Genomic DNA, 14,970 nt, shown 5'->3' with positions numbered 1-14,970 from the left:
GTCGCGTTTCCAGTCACGACCGTCACGTTACTTCCGCGTAAACGAAGGCGGAAGTCCCTCGTTCACTTGTCCCCGCGAGCCCGGAAACCCCATCTGACCTGGGCGGACAAGGCCCTCCCTGGGATGACGACTGGGCGCGCTCCCAGGCCCGGCGGGCAAGGCTTGTGCGCCCGCACAAGGACCGCCGGGCGGAGCGCAGGACACACGCGCGGGTGACGGCCACCGGAAACGGCGGCCGTCGCCTGCGCACGGGTCGGACCGCACGGGTCGGACCGTGCGGGGTGGGTCAGGAGGTGTGCGGGCAGTTGCCCTGGTAGGCGACGATGGTCGAAGAGGGCTGCGGCAGCGGGCAGAGGAACTGCTCGTAGCGGGTGTCGTTGTCGATGAACCGCTTCAGCCACGAGATGCTGTACTTGGCGATCGTCGTGTTCGGGCTGTTGGGCGTGAAGTGGGTGGCGCCCCTGAGCTCCAGGTACGCCTTGTCGAGCGTGCTCGGCAGACTCGCGTAGAAGGGCTCGGAGTGCGTGGCCACCGGCGCGATGGTGTCACCGTCGGCGCCCACGATCAGGGTCGGCGTCTTGATCTCCGGCCAGGTGGTGTCCAGGTTCCAGCCGGTGAGCGGGATCGCCGCCTGGAGCGAGGGGCGGCTCTTCGCGGCCTCCAGCGTGCCGCCACCGCCCATCGAGTGGCCCATGACACCGAGCCGGCTGCTGTCGATCCTGGTCCGCACGGAACTGCTCTGGGTCAGGTAGTCGAGCGCGGCCAGCAACTGCTTTCCCCGGCTGGCGGGTTGGTCGAGAGTGGTGAGGGTGTCGATGGTGAACACCACGAAGCCCTGGGAGGCGAGCCGGGGACCGAGCCAGGCGATGGACGACTGGTAGGCGGTGTACCCGGGTGCGATGGCGACCGCGCCGAAGGTGCCGTCGCTGGTCGAGGTCGGGTAGTAGACGGTGCCGCCGCCGAAGCCGCTCACGGACAGCGCGGAGACGGTGGTCTGGGAGACGGCGTAGGAACCGGTGACCGCCTCGATGCTCGCGTTCGTGGGCGCGGGGCCGCGCTCGTACGGGTTCGTGGCGGCCCGCGCCGAGACGGCCGGTGCTCCGATGGCCTGTGCCCCGGTGGCCTGCGCGGCGACGAGGCCGCCCGCGGCCAGGAGCACGGCGAGTCCGGCCCGCACCAGACGGCTCGTGAGCCGGTGCGGGCGGCGGCGGGACGGGTCGGGGCCGACGGGTGCGGCGGGGAGTGCGCGGTTCGGGTGCTGCACGGTGGGTGCATCCTCTCGGTGAGGGAGGACGGACCCGCGCCGCGGTCGAAGCGCCGCCCTGGCATGGGGTGTTGAAGGCGCGCGCCGCGAAACGGCGGGGGTCCGTCTCGGTGGTTGCGGTGGCAACTGTCCGCCCCGGACCCGGCCCGTACATCGGCGGAATCACCGGTCTTGGCCCACCGCGCCCCTGTCGCCCCCGCACGAACCGCGCGTCAGCGACCCAACGGCGGACGCCTCTTCCCGCAGACACCGCTCCCCGCGGAACACGCCTTCCCACGAAACACAGAACACGGCCCGCACGCGACAGCGGGGGCTGCCGGGGTGCGGGCCGTGACGGTGATACGGGTGTTGCGGAATCGTCAGCGGACGGGGTGCCCCGCCCCTCGCAGGGTCTCCTTGACCTCGCCGATCCGCAGGTCACCGAAGTGGAAGACGGACGCGGCCAGCACCGCGTCGGCGCCCGCCTCGATGGCCGGCGGAAAGTGGTCGAGCCGGCCGGCACCGCCGCTGGCGATCAGCGGAACGCTGACGTGCTTGCGTACGGCCTCGATCATCTCGAGGTCGTAGCCGTCCTTCGTGCCGTCCGCGTCCATCGAGTTGAGCAGGATCTCGCCCGCGCCCAGCGCGGCGGCCCGGTGGGCCCACTCGACGGCGTCGATGCCGGTGCCCTTGCGGCCGCCGTGGGTGGTCACCTCGAAGGACCCGTTCCCGGTCCTGCGCGCGTCCACCGACAGCACGAGCACCTGCCGCCCGAACCGCTCCGCGATCTCCCGGATGAGGTCGGGCCGGGCGATGGCGGCCGTGTTGACGCCGACCTTGTCGGCGCCCGCCCGCAGCAGCCTGTCGACGTCCTCGGCGGTGCGGACACCGCCGCCGACCGTCAGCGGGATGAAGACCTGCTCGGCCGTGCGACGCACCACGTCGTACGTGGTCTCACGGTTGCCCGAGGAGGCGGTGATGTCGAGGAACGTGAGCTCGTCGGCGCCCTCGGCGTCGTACACCTTGGCCATCTCGACGGGGTCGCCCGCGTCGCGCAGGTTCTGGAAGTTGACGCCCTTGACCACCCGGCCGTTGTCCACGTCCAGGCAGGGAATCACTCGGACCGCCAGGGTCATGACCGCGCTTCTCCCTGCTCTGTGAGGTCCTCGCCGGACTGTTCCGTGCGGTCCTCGCCCGACAACTCTGTACGGTCCTCGCCCGACGGCTCTGTACGGTCCTCGCCCGCGCGGAACGCCTCCACCTCGACCTCGACCACCAGACGCGAGTCCACCAGACCCGCGACGATGATCATGGATGCGGCGGGGCGGACCGCGTCGAACAGCAGCTTGTGGGCGCGGCCGACGGCCTCCACGTCCCGGGCGTGGGTGATGTACATGCGCGTACGGACGACGTCGTCGCGGCCGAGGCCGAGCTGCCCCAGCGCCGCGAACGCGGCGTTGAAGGAGTTGAGCGCCTGCTCGTACGGGTCACCTTCGGCGATCTGGCCGTCGATCACGGAGGTGCAGCCGGACACCAGGACCAGACCGTTGGGCAGCTCCACCGCGCGGGAGTACCCGAAGGTGTCCTCCCAGGGCGCGCCGGTCGCAACGCGGCGGACGGCGCTCACCGGGCTACCGCCTCCAGGGCCTCTTCGAGGGTGAACGCCTTCGCGTACAGGGCCTTGCCGACGATGGAGCCCTCGACGCCGAGCGGCACGAGTTCGGCGATGGCGCGCAGGTCGTCCAGCGACGACACCCCGCCGGAGGCGACCACCGGACGGTCGGTCGCCGCGCACACCGTGCGCAGCAGCTCCAGGTTCGGGCCCTGGAGCGTGCCGTCCTTGGCGATGTCCGTCACCACATAGCGGGCGCAGCCCTCGGAGTTGAGGCGCTCCAGCGTCTCGTAGAGGTCGCCGCCGTCGCGGGTCCAGCCGCGGCCGCGCAGGGTCGTGCCGCGGACGTCGAGGCCGACCGCGATCTTGTCGCCGTGCTCGGCGATGACCTTGGCGACCCACTCGGGGGTCTCCAGGGCGGCGGTGCCGAGGTTGACGCGGGTGCAGCCGGTCGCGAGGGCGGCCGCCAGGGAGGCGTCGTCGCGGATGCCGCCGGACAGCTCGACCTTGATGTCCATCGCCTTGGTGACCTCGGAGATCAGGTCCCGGTTGTCGCCGGTGCCGAACGCGGCGTCCAGGTCGACGAGGTGCAGCCACTCGGCGCCCGCGCTCTGCCAGGCCAGGGCGGCCTCCAGGGGGGAGCCGTAGGAGGTCTCGGTCCCGGACTCGCCGTGCACGAGACGGACGGCCTGGCCGTCGCGGACGTCGACGGCGGGGAGGAGTTCGAGCTTGCTCACAGTGTTCCGATCCAGTTGGTGAGGAGCTGGGCTCCGGCGTCGCCGGACTTCTCGGGGTGGAACTGGGTGGCCCACAGAGCGCCGTTCTCGACGGCCGCCACGAAGGGCTTGCCGTGCGTGGACCAGGTCACCACGGGGGCGCGCAGCAAGGGGTTGCCGACTTCGAGGGACCAGTCGTGGACGGCGTAGGAGTGGACGAAGTAGAAGCGCGCGTCGGTGTCGAGGCCCGCGAAGGCCTGCGAGCCGGCCGGGGTCTCTACCGTGTTCCAGCCCATGTGCGGCACGATGTCGGCCCGCAGCGGCCCCACCGTGCCCGGCCACTCGTCGAGGCCCTCGGTCTCCACGCCGTGCTCGATGCCGCGCGAGAAGAGGATCTGCATGCCGACGCAGATGCCCATGACGGGACGGCCACCGGACAGCCGGCGGCCGATGATCCAGTCGCCGCGGGCTTCCCTGAGGCCCTGCATGCAGGCGGCGAAGGCGCCGACCCCGGGCACCAGCAGCCCGTCCGCGTTCATCGCGGTGTCGAAGTCGCGCGTTATCTCGACCTCGGCGCCCGCGCGGGCGAGGGCGCGCTCGGCCGACCGTACGTTTCCGAAGCCGTAGTCGAAGACGACGACCTTTTTGGGTGCGCTCAACTCCACACCTCCAGCCTCATGACGCCCGCGACAAGACACATCGCGGCGCCTATCGAGAGCAGCACGACCAGGCTCTTCGGCATGTCCTGCTTGACGAAGGAGTAGATCCCTCCGAGGAGGAAGAGTCCGACGACGATGAGAATGCTGGAAAGGCCTGTCACAGTGCGCCCTTAGTGGAGGGGAGGATTCCGGCGGCGCGCGGGTCGCGCTCGGAGGCGTACCGCAGAGCACGGGCCAGCGCCTTGAACTGGCACTCCACGATGTGGTGCGCGTTGCGTCCGTAGGGCACGTGCACGTGCAGTGCGATCTGGGCTTGGGCGACGAAGGACTCCAGGATGTGCCGGGTCATCGTCGTGTCGTACTCGCCGATCATCGGCGCCATCTTCTCGGGCTCGGTGTGCACGAGGTAGGGGCGGCCGGACAGGTCGACGGTCACCTGGGCGAGCGACTCGTCCAGCGGGACGGTGCAGTTGCCGAAGCGGTAGATCCCCACCTTGTCGCCGAGTGCCTGCTTGAAGGCGGCGCCCAGCGCGAGGGCGGTGTCCTCGATGGTGTGGTGCGAGTCGATGTGCAGATCGCCCTCGGTCTTCACGGTCAGGTCGAACAGACCGTGCCGGCCGAGCTGGTCGAGCATGTGGTCGTAGAAGCCGACGCCGGTGGCCACGTCGACCTTGCCGGAGCCGTCGAGATCGATCTCGACGAGGACCGACGTCTCCTTCGTCACCCGCTCCACGCGTCCTACGCGGTTCATGCGCTCTGCTCCTTCGGGGGTGCGGGGGTGTCCCCCGCAGAGCCCAGTAGTTCACGTACCGCGTCGAGGAACGCGTCGTTTTCCTTCGGGGTTCCGGCGGAGACCCGCAGCCACCCCGGTACGCCGTTGTCCCGGACCAGGACGCCCTGGTCGAGGATCTTCCGCCAGGCGGTGTGGGCGTCGGCGAACCGCCCGAACTGCACGAAGTTCGCGTCCGACTCGGTCACCTCGCAGCCCATCGCGCGCAGTTCGGTGACGAGCCGGTCCCGCTCGGCCTTGAGCTGCTCCACGTATCCGAGCAGGGTGTCGGTGTGTTCCAGGGCGGCCAGCGCGGTCGCCTGGGTGATGGCCGACAGGTGGTAGGGCAGTCGTACGAGCTGGACGGCGTCGACCACCGCCGGGTGGGCGGCGAGATAGCCGAGGCGCAGTCCCGCCGCGCCGAAGGCCTTCGACATCGTCCGGGAGACGACGAGATTCGGCCGTCCTTCGAGCAGCGGCAGCAGCGAGTCGCCGTGGCTGAACTCGATGTACGCCTCGTCGATCACGACCATCGACGGCTTCGCCGCCTGCGCGGCCTCGTAGAGCGCGAGGACCGTCTCGGGCGGGACCGCGTTGCCCGTGGGGTTGTTGGGGGTGGTGATGAAAACGACGTCCGGCCGGTTCTCGGCGATGGCCCGCTCGGCAGCGGCGGGGTCGATGGTGAAGTCCTCGCCCCGGGGGCCCGAGATCCAGGCCGTGCCCGTGCCGCGCGCGATGAGCGCGTGCATCGAGTACGACGGCTCGAAGCCGATCGCCGTGCGGCCGGGTCCGCCGAAGGTCTGGAGCAGTTGCTGGATGACCTCGTTGGAGCCGTTGGCGGCCCAGACGTTCTCGACGGTGACCGGGTGCTTGCCGGTCTTCGTCAGATAGGCGGCCAGCTCGGTGCGCAGCTCCACCGCGTCCCGGTCGGGGTAGCGGTTGAGTCCGCGGGCGGCCTCGCGGACCCGCTCGGCGATCCGCTCGACGAGCGGTTCGGGCAGCGGGTAGGGGTTCTCGTTGGTGTTCAGGCGTACGGGGACGTCGAGTTGGGGTGCGCCGTAGGGGGTCTTGCCGCGCAGTTCGTCCCGTACGGGGAGATCGTCGATGCCGGTCACTTGCCCTCGGGTACCTTCCAGCCGAACCTCGCCTTGACCGCCGCGCCGTGCGCGGGCAGGTCCTCCGCCTCCGCGAGCGTCACCACGTGGTGCGCCACGTCCGCGAGCGCGTCCTTCGTGTAGTCGACGATGTGGATGCCGCGCAGGAAGGACTGGACGGACAGGCCCGATGAGTGGCAGGCGCAGCCGCCGGTGGGCAGCACGTGGTTGGAGCCCGCCGCGTAGTCGCCGAGCGAGACCGGGGCCCAGGGGCCGACGAAGACCGCTCCGGCGTTCCTGACCCGGTCGGCGACCGCGGCCGCGTCGGCGGTCTGGATCTCCAGGTGCTCGGCGCCGTACGCGTCGACGACCCGCAGGCCCTCGTCGATGCCGTCGACGAGGACGATCGCGGACTGTCTGCCGTTCAGGGCCGGGACGATCCGGTCGTCGATGTGCTTGGTGGCCGCGACCTGCGGCTCCAGCTCCTTCTCCACGGCGTCCGCGAGGGCCGGCGAGTCGGTGACCAGGACGGCGGCGGCGAGGGGGTCGTGCTCGGCCTGGCTGATCAGGTCGGCGGCGACGTGCGCCGGGTCGGCGGTGTCGTCGGCGAGGACCGCGATCTCGGTCGGGCCGGCCTCGGCGTCGATACCGATCCGGCCGGTGAAGTAGCGCTTGGCGGCGGCGACCCAGATGTTGCCCGGACCCGTGACCATGGGGGCCGAGGCGCAGGACTCGGTGCCGTACGCGAACATCGCGACGGCCTGGGCGCCTCCGGCCGCGTACACCTCGTCGATGCCGAGCAGCGCGCAGGCGGCGAGGATCGTGGGGTGCGGAAGGCCGCCGAACTCCTTCTGCGGCGGGGACGCCAGCGCCATGGAGGGGACGCCGGCCTCCTGCGCCGGGACGGCGTTCATGATCACCGACGACGGGTACACCGACCGGCCGCCGGGCGCGTACAGCCCCACCCGCTCGACCGGCACCCACTTCTCGGTGACCGAACCGCCGGGCACGACCTGGGTGGTGTGCGTCGTCCGGCGCTGTTCACGGTGGACGAGCCGGGCGCGGCGGATGGACTCCTCCAGGGCCGCGCGCACGGCGGGGTCGAGCTGCTCCAGGGCGTCGGCGATGGCCTGGGCCGGAACGCGGACGGACTCCAGCCGTACTCCGTCGAACTTCTCCGCGTAGTCGATCAGCGCCGCGTCGCCCCGATGATGCACGGCCTCGCAGATCGGTCGCACCTTCTCCAGGGCGGCCGAGACGTCGAAGTCGGCTCGGGGCAGCAGGTCGCGCAGGGCGGGGCCTTCAGGGAGGGCATCGCCGCGCAGATCGATTCGGGCCATCCGGAAATGTTGCAGCACGGGCTCAATTCTCTCAGACGGCGACAAGGCGTCGGACGCCCGTATCAATGGCTGATACAAGCCACCTTCGGTTCACGGGAAGATCCTCGTCACCAGTAGCGTTCGGGCGGTCACTGAGCGGGCATTGCACGAAGGTACGAAACCCGTGAGTAGCTGGGGAGGAAGGGACGTGCCGTGACTGAGGGTGCCGGCCTGCGCACCGGGGACCTGCCGGACGAACTGACCGCCACCGAGGCCGGGATGTGGCAGGCCTTCCGCAACGGCAGCGTGTACGACCTGCGCAGCGGGGACACGACCGTCGACGATCCGCACGGCGGCCATCCCTGGGGACCCGAGCGCAGTGTCCGGGCCCGGATAGTGGCCTGGCTGCTGCTCGACGGGCCGCCCGCCCTCCAGGGCCGGGTCGCCTCGCTGAAGCTGACCGGCGTACGGATCACCGATGTGCTCGACCTCGCGGGCGGCACGGTGGTGCCGTACGTGGAGCTGAAGGGCTGCCGGTTCGAGAAGGAGGTCCTGCTGCCGGAGTCGCGGTTCACGACCGTGCGGCTGGTGAACTGCGCGGTGCCGCGTCTGGAGGCGGCCCGGCTGCACACCGAGGGCGATCTGCATCTGCCGCGCTGCCACTTCCACAACGGGGTACGGCTGACCGACGCGCACATCGGCACGGATCTGCTGCTCAACCAGGCCGTGGTCTACCGGGACCGGCGCGGGCGTTCGATCACCGGCGACGGCATGACCGTCGGGCAGGATCTCCAGGCCGAGATGCTGGAGTCGCACGGCGAGCTGAGTCTGCGCGGCGCCACCGTCGGCGTGTCGCTGAGCCTGCGCGGCAGCAGGCTGAACAACCCGTACACCCGGCTCGCCCTCAACGCCCCCCAGCTGACCGTCAACCGCACGCTGTACATGACCCCCGCCGGCCTCGGTAATCCGCTGATGACCAGCGGCACCACTCCGGCGCGCGGCACGCTGGTGCAGCGGTTCGAGTGCCAGGGCGGCATCCGCCTGGACGACGGGCGGTTCGGTGACGCGATCGACTTCGACCGGGCCCGCTTCACCTTCGACGACGACCAGGAGCTGTCGCTGCTCCGGGTCCAGACGCCCGAGCTGCGCTTCCTCGGCGAGCGGCCCGAGCGCGGCAAGGTCGTGCTGTCCGGCGCGCGGATCGTCAACCTGGTCGACCGGGCGTCCAGTTGGCCGGGACCCGGCAGCCTGCACATGGGCGGCTTCACGTACGAGAACCTGGTTCCGCAGGGCGCCTTCCCGCTGACCCGGCGGCTGGAGTGGGTGGCGGCGGCGACCGCCGAGTACGCCCCGGAGCCGTACGAGCGTCTCGCCGCCGTGCTGCGCGACTCCGGTGAGGACGAGGACGCCCGCGAGGTACTGCTCGAAAAGCAGCGCCGCCGCCGCGAGACCCTGCCGCTGGCCGCCAAGCTGTGGGGCTACGCGCAGGACTGGACGGTCGCCTACGGGTACCGGCCGGGCCGGGCGGCCCTGTGGATGGCGGTGCTGTGGGCGACGACATCGGTCGCCTTCGCGCACGCCGGCCATCAGTCGGTCAACGGCGACGGGCACCCCCCGTGGAACGCCTCGCTCTACGCCCTGGACCTGCTGCTGCCGGTCATCGACCTGGGCCAGGTCAGCTTCTGGCAGCTGCGCGGCGGCTGGCAGTGGCTGGCGGCGGCGGTGGTCCTCCTCGGCTGGATCCTGGCGACGACGGTGGCCGCGGGGGCCACCCGGCTGCTGCGCCGCGGCTGACGCGGGGACCCGGCGGACGCCGGTACGAGAGCGCCTTCACGGGGACACGGAGGCGCCGGACGCCAGGGCAAGGGCGTCGTTGCGGGCGACTCCCCGGCTGCGGCGTCGGCGCCGCAGCCGGGGAGTCGCCAGGACCGTCGAGTCGTCCCGCGTCCGGCCCCTCGCACAGTCGCCGTCGTCGCACACCGGATGCACACGACCCTTTTACTCGTCCTTGACCGCATACCGCACAACCAATCGGCATTTACGAAAGCGTCACCGCAAACCTCTGGCACAGCTCCGACCTGCGGTTTTCAATGGTCGACACCATGGCACTGCTGCGCGCACTCCTCCGTACGGCCCGGATGGCACGGAACACCTCACGCCTCGCCGCCGGACTGCCGGCCGACGAGGAGGTGCTGCTCGACGCCCCCGACCACCGGCTGGGCCCCGCGCTCATAGCGGCGGCCAGGGGCGAGTACCTGCCCGCGGCCGAGCTGCTGGCCACCACCCGCGAGTCCGCCGAGTGGGAGAACCGCGACCGGTACGCCACGCGTCTCGCCGCCTTCGCGCGCTCCCGCGACGAATGGCTGAGGGAGTGGCAGGCCGCCGATCCGCACGACCCGGACGCCCTCCTCGTCAGGGCCGAACTGGCGGTCCGGCGCGGCTGGGAGTCGCCCGCACGGGTGGAACTGCTGCGCGAGGTCGGCCCGCTGATCATGTCCGCCGCCGAGGGCGATCCGCGCGACCCGGTGCCGTGGCGGATCGCGCTCGACCACGCCCGCGGCACCAACGTCGGGCACACCGAGTTCGAGCAGCTGTGGACGGAGGCCGTCCGGCGCTCCCCGCACCACTACGGCTGCCATGTGGCCGCTCTCCAGTACCTCTCGGCCGCCTGGTACGGCTCGCACAGCGAGTGCTTCGACTTCGCCGAGCCGGCCGCTCAGGACGCGCTGCCTGGCTCCCTGGTCCAGGCGCTGCCGGTGCGCGCGGCCTTCGCCTATCTGACCGAGGGCGGCGGTCCCGAGGTGCCGCGCGAGCGCCTGGACGCCGCCGCCGACTTCGCGATCTCGGTCTCCGCGACCTACGCGGCCGCCGATCCGTGGCCCGCCGAGGTGCGCAACCTGCTGACGTACGTCCTGGTCCGGCTGGAGCGCTGGCAGGACGCCCTGGAGCAGCTGCGTCTCATCGGCCCGTACGTGACCTCGTTCCCCTGGGACCGGGTCTCCGAGGACCCGCTCGCCCGGTTCCTGGAGCTGCGCGACGGTGTCCGTCTGGAGGTCGCCTCGGGGCTTCCGCTGCGCGATCCCGTGCCCGTTCGGCATCCATGGAGTGGGCACGGCGGACGCGTCCCCTCCGTCGACCATTAGGCTTTCGCGTCGTGACCACCGTCCGGCTCCCGCTCTTCCCCCTGAACTCGGTGTTGTTCCCCGGGCTCGTGCTTCCTCTCAACGTGTTCGAGGAGCGTTATCGCGCCATGATGCGCGATCTGCTCAAGACGCCCGAGGACGAACCCCGCCGATTCGCCGTCGTCGCCATCCGCGACGGCCATGAGGTCTCGCCCAGCGCGCCCGGTATGCCGGACGGGACCGCCGTGCCCGAGCGCGGGGCCGCCGCCGGCTTCGGCGACGATCCGCTCAAGGCCTTCCACGAGGTGGGCTGCATCGCGGACGCGGCGACCGTCCACGAGCGGGCCGACGGCAGCTTCGAGGTGCTGGCGACCGGCACCACTCGCGTGCGGCTGCTGTCCGTGGACGCCTCCGGGGCGTTCCTGACGGCCGAGCTGGAGGAACTCCCCGAGGACGCGGGGGACGAGGCCGGGGCGCTCGCCGAGGGCGTTCTGCGCGCCTTCCGCCAGTACCAGAAGCGGCTGGCCGGAGCGCGGGAGCGCTCGCTGTCGACCGGCGCGGACCTGCCGGACGAACCGGCGGTCGTCTCCTACCTCGTCGCGGCCGCCGTGATGCTGGACGTCCCGGCCAGACAGCGGCTGTTGCAGGCCTCCGACACGGCGTCCCGACTGCGCGAGGAGCTGAAGGTGCTGCGCGCGGAGACGGCCATCATCCGTAATCTGCCCTCGTTGCCCGCGTCGGACCTGACGCGCGGCCCGACGAGCCTGAACTGACGCTTGCGAGAAGGTCGATGGCCAAGAAGGCGAAGAAGCAGCAGTCCGGCGGCACCCCGGCGACGGTGGCGCTGACGGAGGCGGGCGTCCCGTACACCGTCCACGCCTATGAGCACGACCCGTCCCACCCCTCCTACGGCGACGAGGCGGCCGAGGCGATGGGCGTCTCGCCGGAGAGGGTCTTCAAGACCCTGGTGGCGGACGTGGACGGCGCGCTCGTGGTCGCGGTCGTCCCGGTGGCGGGTTCCCTGGACCTGAAGGCCCTCGCCACGGCGGTGGGCGGCAAACGGGCGGCGATGGCCGACCCGGCGGCCGCCGAGCGCACGACGGGGTACGTCCGCGGGGGCATCTCGCCGCTCGGCCAGCGCAGGAAGCTGCGCACCGTGCTGGACGCCTCGGCCTCCGGCCACGCCACGATCTGCGTCTCGGCGGGCCGCCGCGGCCTGGAGGTCGAACTCTCCCCCACCGACCTCGCGAAGCTCACAGAAGCGGTGTCCGCGCCCGTGGGGCGCGCGTAACCCCTCGCCGCCGGCACTCGCCGAACGTGCGTGACCCGATGCCGGTTCGCCGCCCTTGCGGGTGGCGGACGGGCTCCCCGCCCGGCGTCGACGTGGGCGGCGTCGGTCGGGCGTGCGTACCCCCTCTACGCCGGCACCCGTTCCGGCGCACGGGACCCCTCGACGCCCGCCCCCGTCGGGCGGGCGCAACCGGCCGGCGCCCGCGCGGTCCCGGCGGACGGGGCTCGGGGACTCCTCGACGCCCGCGTCCGCCGTGGCGCGTATGGGCCCTCGACGGATGTCCCGCCCTCGGTTAAGCACGAGTGGCATGTCGAAGAAAACGCGGAAACGCAAGTGGCGCGTCAAGAAGGGCCGCTCGAACCACGGCCGCCGTCCGGCCTGACCCTCGTTCCACACCGAAGGGCCGGCCCGGCAGCCTCTCGTGAGGTGCCCGGCCGGCCCTGTCCCGCCTCGTCCGATCAAGCGGCCCCGGCTAAGCGGCGGGAGGTCCCGGCGGCGTGGCCGGGTAGGGGTTCTGGTCGTACGGGTCGGGATCCCGGGGGCCGAACAGGGCCATGAGGCCGAGGTGGACCACCATCGCGCTCAGGGGCCACGCCAGCAGCGCGCCCTTGGCGCCGAGCTTCAGCGGAGCGGAGAACGTGACGCCCTTGCCCACGGCCTTGGCGTGCGCGACCACGTTCTGCGGGGGTCCGAGCCAGACCCCGATCCGCCAGGCGAGGAGCGATCCGAGCAGGCCTCCGACGGCGAGCGCGATCACCAGGGGCACACCGCCGCGCCGTCGTACGAGGAACACGACCAGAGCGCTCAGGGCTCCGAAGCCCAGCGCGAGGAGAGTGAAGGTTCCGTCGACACCGATGGCCTGCTCCCCCTCGGTGTCCTTGAGGTACACCGCGGTGGCGTCCGCGATCAGTGGCACATGAGGCGTCAGCCAGGACCAGAGCACCCCGAGCAGAGCTCCCGCGAGCGCGACCGCGATCGTGATCACGGCGGCCTCCCGCAGTTCGGTCTTCATCCCGGGCCCGTCCTGTCCGTAGGAGGCCTCGTACGCGGCCGGATACACGGGGTAACCCGCGGGGCCGGGAGCGTGCGGAGCCTGCCAGGCAGGGTGCGGTTGCTGCCGGTCCTGCGGGGACTGTTCGTGCGGCGGCGGAGGCGGAGTCAGCGGAGCGGTCACCCTGCCATCGTGCCAGGCCCCGCTGTCGGCCGCGTCACCGGACGGCCGCCCGGCGGTAGGCCCAGGCCGCGAGGGCCAGCGAGGCCACCCCGACGCCCGCGCAGACGGCCAGATCGCCGAGGACGACGGCCCAGTCGGGATGCGCCCCGAACGTGCGCGCGAACGCCTCGACACCATAGGTCGAGGGCAGCAGATCGCGGGCGTACTGCACCGGGGCCGGCATCCGGTCGGCCGGGAGCACGCCCAGCAGCAGGGCCGCGGACATGCCCAGCTGGCCGAGCAGGGTGGCGAGCTCGGGCCGCGGGGCGAGCAGCCCGAACGCGGCCCCGAGCCCGGCCAGCGCGGCGCCCGCGAGCGGGACGACCGCGGCGAGCACCCACAGGTGGGCCAGCGGCAGCCCGAAGAGCAGGCACCCGAAGACGGCGGTGACGGCGGTGCCGGGCACCGTGAAGGACGCGTACGCGCCCGCGGCGCCGAGCACCACGGCCGCCGGCGGCACCGGCAGCGTCGCGTAGTGGTCGAGCCCGCCGCTCGCCCGCAGCTGCCCGAAGTACTGCGCGAGCAGGTTGAGGGCGACGAAGGCGACGACCAGGACGGTCGACCCGGCCACCACGGCGCGCGCCTCGGCGCCATCGTCCACCACCCCGCGCATCATGATCATGATGCCGACGGACTGGAAGGTGGCCACGAACAGCAGCGGGATCCGCGCGACGCGGGCCCGGGAGAGCTGCGCCCGGTACACGGCGGCCAGCGACGGCCACAGCCGCGCACGCGGCCCCAGCTCCGCGGCGGCACCGGCGTCCTCGGCCAGCGGCAGCGCGCTGCCCGGCAGGACTCCAGCGGGTACGGCACTCACGTCGAACTGCTCCCCTTCACTCCGGCAGCCGTCCTGTTCCCCACACGTACGACGCCCCTCTCCCGTACGGATTCCACATCCCGGACGCTCACGCCTTCACCAGTCCCTGGGTCGCGTGGCCCCCGAGCGCCAGGTACACATCCTCCAGGCTCGGCGTGGCCAGCGTGAAGTCGTCGAGGGCGGCGAAGGCGGCCCCGCCGGTGACCGTGGCCACGGCCGCGCGGGCCTCCTCGGGCGCGAGCCGCAGTGTCCAGCGGCGGCCCGACTCGACGGCGCGGTCCCGCAGCGCGGCGACCTCGGGGACGTGCAGCGGGGCGCTCTCGCGCCAGACGAGTTCGACCCGCACCTCGCCCGCGACCCGTTCCTTGAGCCCGGCCGGGGTGTCGCAGGCGATGACCCGGCCCTCGTCGAGGACGGCGACCCGGTCGAGGACCGTCTCGGCCTCGATGACGTTGTGGGTGACGAGCAGGACCGTGGCGCCGTGCTCCGCGCGGCGCCGGTCGACGGCGGCCCAGACGGCGCGCCGGGCGACGGGGTCCATGCCGGTGGTGGGTTCGTCGAGGACGAGCAGCGGGCGCCGCCCGACGAGCGCGGCGGCGAAGCAGGCGAGCCTGCGCTGCCCGCCGGAGAGTTTCTTCAGGGGGCGGGAGGCGAGCGGGGCGAGGCCCAGTTCGTCGAGGACGGCGTCCCGCTCGGCCCGGGCCGCGCGCAGGTCGAGCCCGCGCAGCCGCCCGGTCGTCTCGGCGGCGAGGGACACGGTCAGCTCGTCCAGGGCGGTGGACTCCTGCCCGAGGTAGGCGAGGATCCGGGCCGCCCGCTCGGGATGGCGCACGATGTCGTGCCCGAGGATCTCGACGCTGCCGCTGTCGGGGCGCATCAGCCCGGTGAGCTGGCGTACGAGGGTGGACTTGCCGGCGCCGTTCGGTCCGAGCAGCCCGAAGATCTCGCCCCGGCGGATGTCCAGACGTACCCCGTCGGTGGCCCTGACCTCGGGTGCCGCCGGGGTGCCACGACGGCCGCGGACCGCCGGATAGGTCTTGGTGAGACCTCGCACGGCGCACACGACATCGCCCCTGTGTCCCATTCGGACTGCCTGTGCCGTGCGCGTACTCACG

The 14,970-nt window shown here is 72.2% G+C and carries 16 protein-coding genes; 4 read left to right on the top strand and 12 right to left on the bottom strand.

Going from position 1 to position 14,970, the window contains the following annotated elements:
• Window positions 1-286 precede the first annotated feature (286 nt).
• The 9 genes from bdeA to hisD form a co-directional block, all read right to left on the bottom strand.
• Window positions 287-1,264 carry a bis(hydroxyethyl) terephthalate hydrolase gene (gene bdeA, locus ACZ6KY_RS01160; RefSeq protein ID WP_469308201.1) on the bottom strand — a complete coding sequence of 326 codons (978 nt, stop codon included), beginning with the start codon at window positions 1,262-1,264 and terminating at the stop codon, window positions 287-289.
• A gap of 359 nt (window positions 1,265-1,623) precedes the next feature.
• Window positions 1,624-2,379: an imidazole glycerol phosphate synthase subunit HisF gene (gene hisF, locus ACZ6KY_RS01155; RefSeq protein ID WP_469308200.1), complete on the bottom strand. Its 756-nt coding sequence runs from the start codon at window positions 2,377-2,379 to the stop codon at window positions 1,624-1,626.
• Window positions 2,376-2,870 carry a RidA family protein gene (locus ACZ6KY_RS01150; RefSeq protein WP_469308199.1) on the bottom strand — a complete coding sequence of 165 codons (495 nt, stop codon included), beginning with the start codon at window positions 2,868-2,870 and terminating at the stop codon, window positions 2,376-2,378. Before ACZ6KY_RS01150 ends, hisF begins: the two co-directional genes overlap by 4 nt.
• Entirely contained in the window at window positions 2,867-3,592 is a 726-nt protein-coding gene (priA, locus tag ACZ6KY_RS01145; RefSeq protein ID WP_469308198.1) for a bifunctional 1-(5-phosphoribosyl)-5-((5-phosphoribosylamino)methylideneamino)imidazole-4-carboxamide isomerase/phosphoribosylanthranilate isomerase PriA, read from the bottom strand. The genes ACZ6KY_RS01150 and priA overlap by 4 nt, the downstream gene beginning before the upstream one ends.
• The gene (hisH, locus tag ACZ6KY_RS01140) at window positions 3,589-4,236 is read right to left on the bottom strand and encodes an imidazole glycerol phosphate synthase subunit HisH (RefSeq protein WP_469308197.1); all 648 of its coding nucleotides are present in this window, start codon (window positions 4,234-4,236) and stop codon (window positions 3,589-3,591) included. The genes priA and hisH overlap by 4 nt, the downstream gene beginning before the upstream one ends.
• Window positions 4,227-4,391 (bottom strand): hypothetical protein, encoded by a 165-nt coding sequence (locus ACZ6KY_RS01135; protein WP_261708150.1) that lies wholly within the window; start codon window positions 4,389-4,391, stop codon window positions 4,227-4,229. The genes hisH and ACZ6KY_RS01135 overlap by 10 nt, the downstream gene beginning before the upstream one ends.
• Entirely contained in the window at window positions 4,388-4,981 is a 594-nt protein-coding gene (hisB, locus tag ACZ6KY_RS01130) for an imidazoleglycerol-phosphate dehydratase HisB (protein WP_266757720.1), read from the bottom strand. Before hisB ends, ACZ6KY_RS01135 begins: the two co-directional genes overlap by 4 nt.
• Entirely contained in the window at window positions 4,978-6,114 is a 1,137-nt protein-coding gene (locus ACZ6KY_RS01125) for a histidinol-phosphate transaminase (protein ID WP_469308196.1), read from the bottom strand. The genes hisB and ACZ6KY_RS01125 overlap by 4 nt, the downstream gene beginning before the upstream one ends.
• Window positions 6,111-7,433 carry a histidinol dehydrogenase gene (gene hisD / locus ACZ6KY_RS01120; protein ID WP_469308195.1) on the bottom strand — a complete coding sequence of 441 codons (1,323 nt, stop codon included), beginning with the start codon at window positions 7,431-7,433 and terminating at the stop codon, window positions 6,111-6,113. Before hisD ends, ACZ6KY_RS01125 begins: the two co-directional genes overlap by 4 nt.
• A gap of 192 nt (window positions 7,434-7,625) precedes the next feature.
• Here hisD and ACZ6KY_RS01115 point away from each other — a divergent pair, with 192 nt between their 5' ends.
• From ACZ6KY_RS01115 to ybaK, 4 genes are all read left to right on the top strand, one after another.
• Entirely contained in the window at window positions 7,626-9,206 is a 1,581-nt protein-coding gene (locus ACZ6KY_RS01115) for an oxidoreductase (RefSeq protein ID WP_469308194.1), read from the top strand.
• Window positions 9,207-9,514: 308 nt separating this feature from the next.
• The gene (locus ACZ6KY_RS01110; protein WP_469308193.1) at window positions 9,515-10,555 is read left to right on the top strand and encodes a hypothetical protein; all 1,041 of its coding nucleotides are present in this window, start codon (window positions 9,515-9,517) and stop codon (window positions 10,553-10,555) included.
• Window positions 10,556-10,566: 11 nt separating this feature from the next.
• Window positions 10,567-11,307 carry an LON peptidase substrate-binding domain-containing protein gene (locus tag ACZ6KY_RS01105; protein ID WP_469308192.1) on the top strand — a complete coding sequence of 247 codons (741 nt, stop codon included), beginning with the start codon at window positions 10,567-10,569 and terminating at the stop codon, window positions 11,305-11,307.
• Between the two features lie 17 nt (window positions 11,308-11,324).
• Window positions 11,325-11,825 (top strand): Cys-tRNA(Pro) deacylase, encoded by a 501-nt coding sequence (ybaK, locus tag ACZ6KY_RS01100; protein ID WP_469308191.1) that lies wholly within the window; start codon window positions 11,325-11,327, stop codon window positions 11,823-11,825.
• A 472-nt stretch (window positions 11,826-12,297) separates the two neighbouring features.
• Here ybaK and ACZ6KY_RS01095 read toward each other — a convergent pair whose 3' ends face one another.
• From ACZ6KY_RS01095 to ACZ6KY_RS01085, 3 genes are all read right to left on the bottom strand, one after another.
• Window positions 12,298-12,999 (bottom strand): AAA family ATPase, encoded by a 702-nt coding sequence (locus tag ACZ6KY_RS01095; protein WP_469308190.1) that lies wholly within the window; start codon window positions 12,997-12,999, stop codon window positions 12,298-12,300.
• A 34-nt stretch (window positions 13,000-13,033) separates the two neighbouring features.
• On the bottom strand, window positions 13,034-13,855 hold the full coding sequence (locus ACZ6KY_RS01090; protein ID WP_469308189.1) for an ABC transporter permease: 822 nt from the start codon (window positions 13,853-13,855) through the stop codon (window positions 13,034-13,036).
• An 88-nt stretch (window positions 13,856-13,943) separates the two neighbouring features.
• Window positions 13,944-14,918 carry an ABC transporter ATP-binding protein gene (locus ACZ6KY_RS01085; RefSeq protein WP_469308188.1) on the bottom strand — a complete coding sequence of 325 codons (975 nt, stop codon included), beginning with the start codon at window positions 14,916-14,918 and terminating at the stop codon, window positions 13,944-13,946.
• Between the last annotated feature and the right edge of the window lie 52 nt (window positions 14,919-14,970).

This window comes from Streptomyces sp. NPDC042002 (assembly GCF_055588305.1).
The sequence above is the reverse complement of the archived record's forward strand: the minus strand, read 5'-3'. Positions and strand labels throughout refer to the sequence as shown.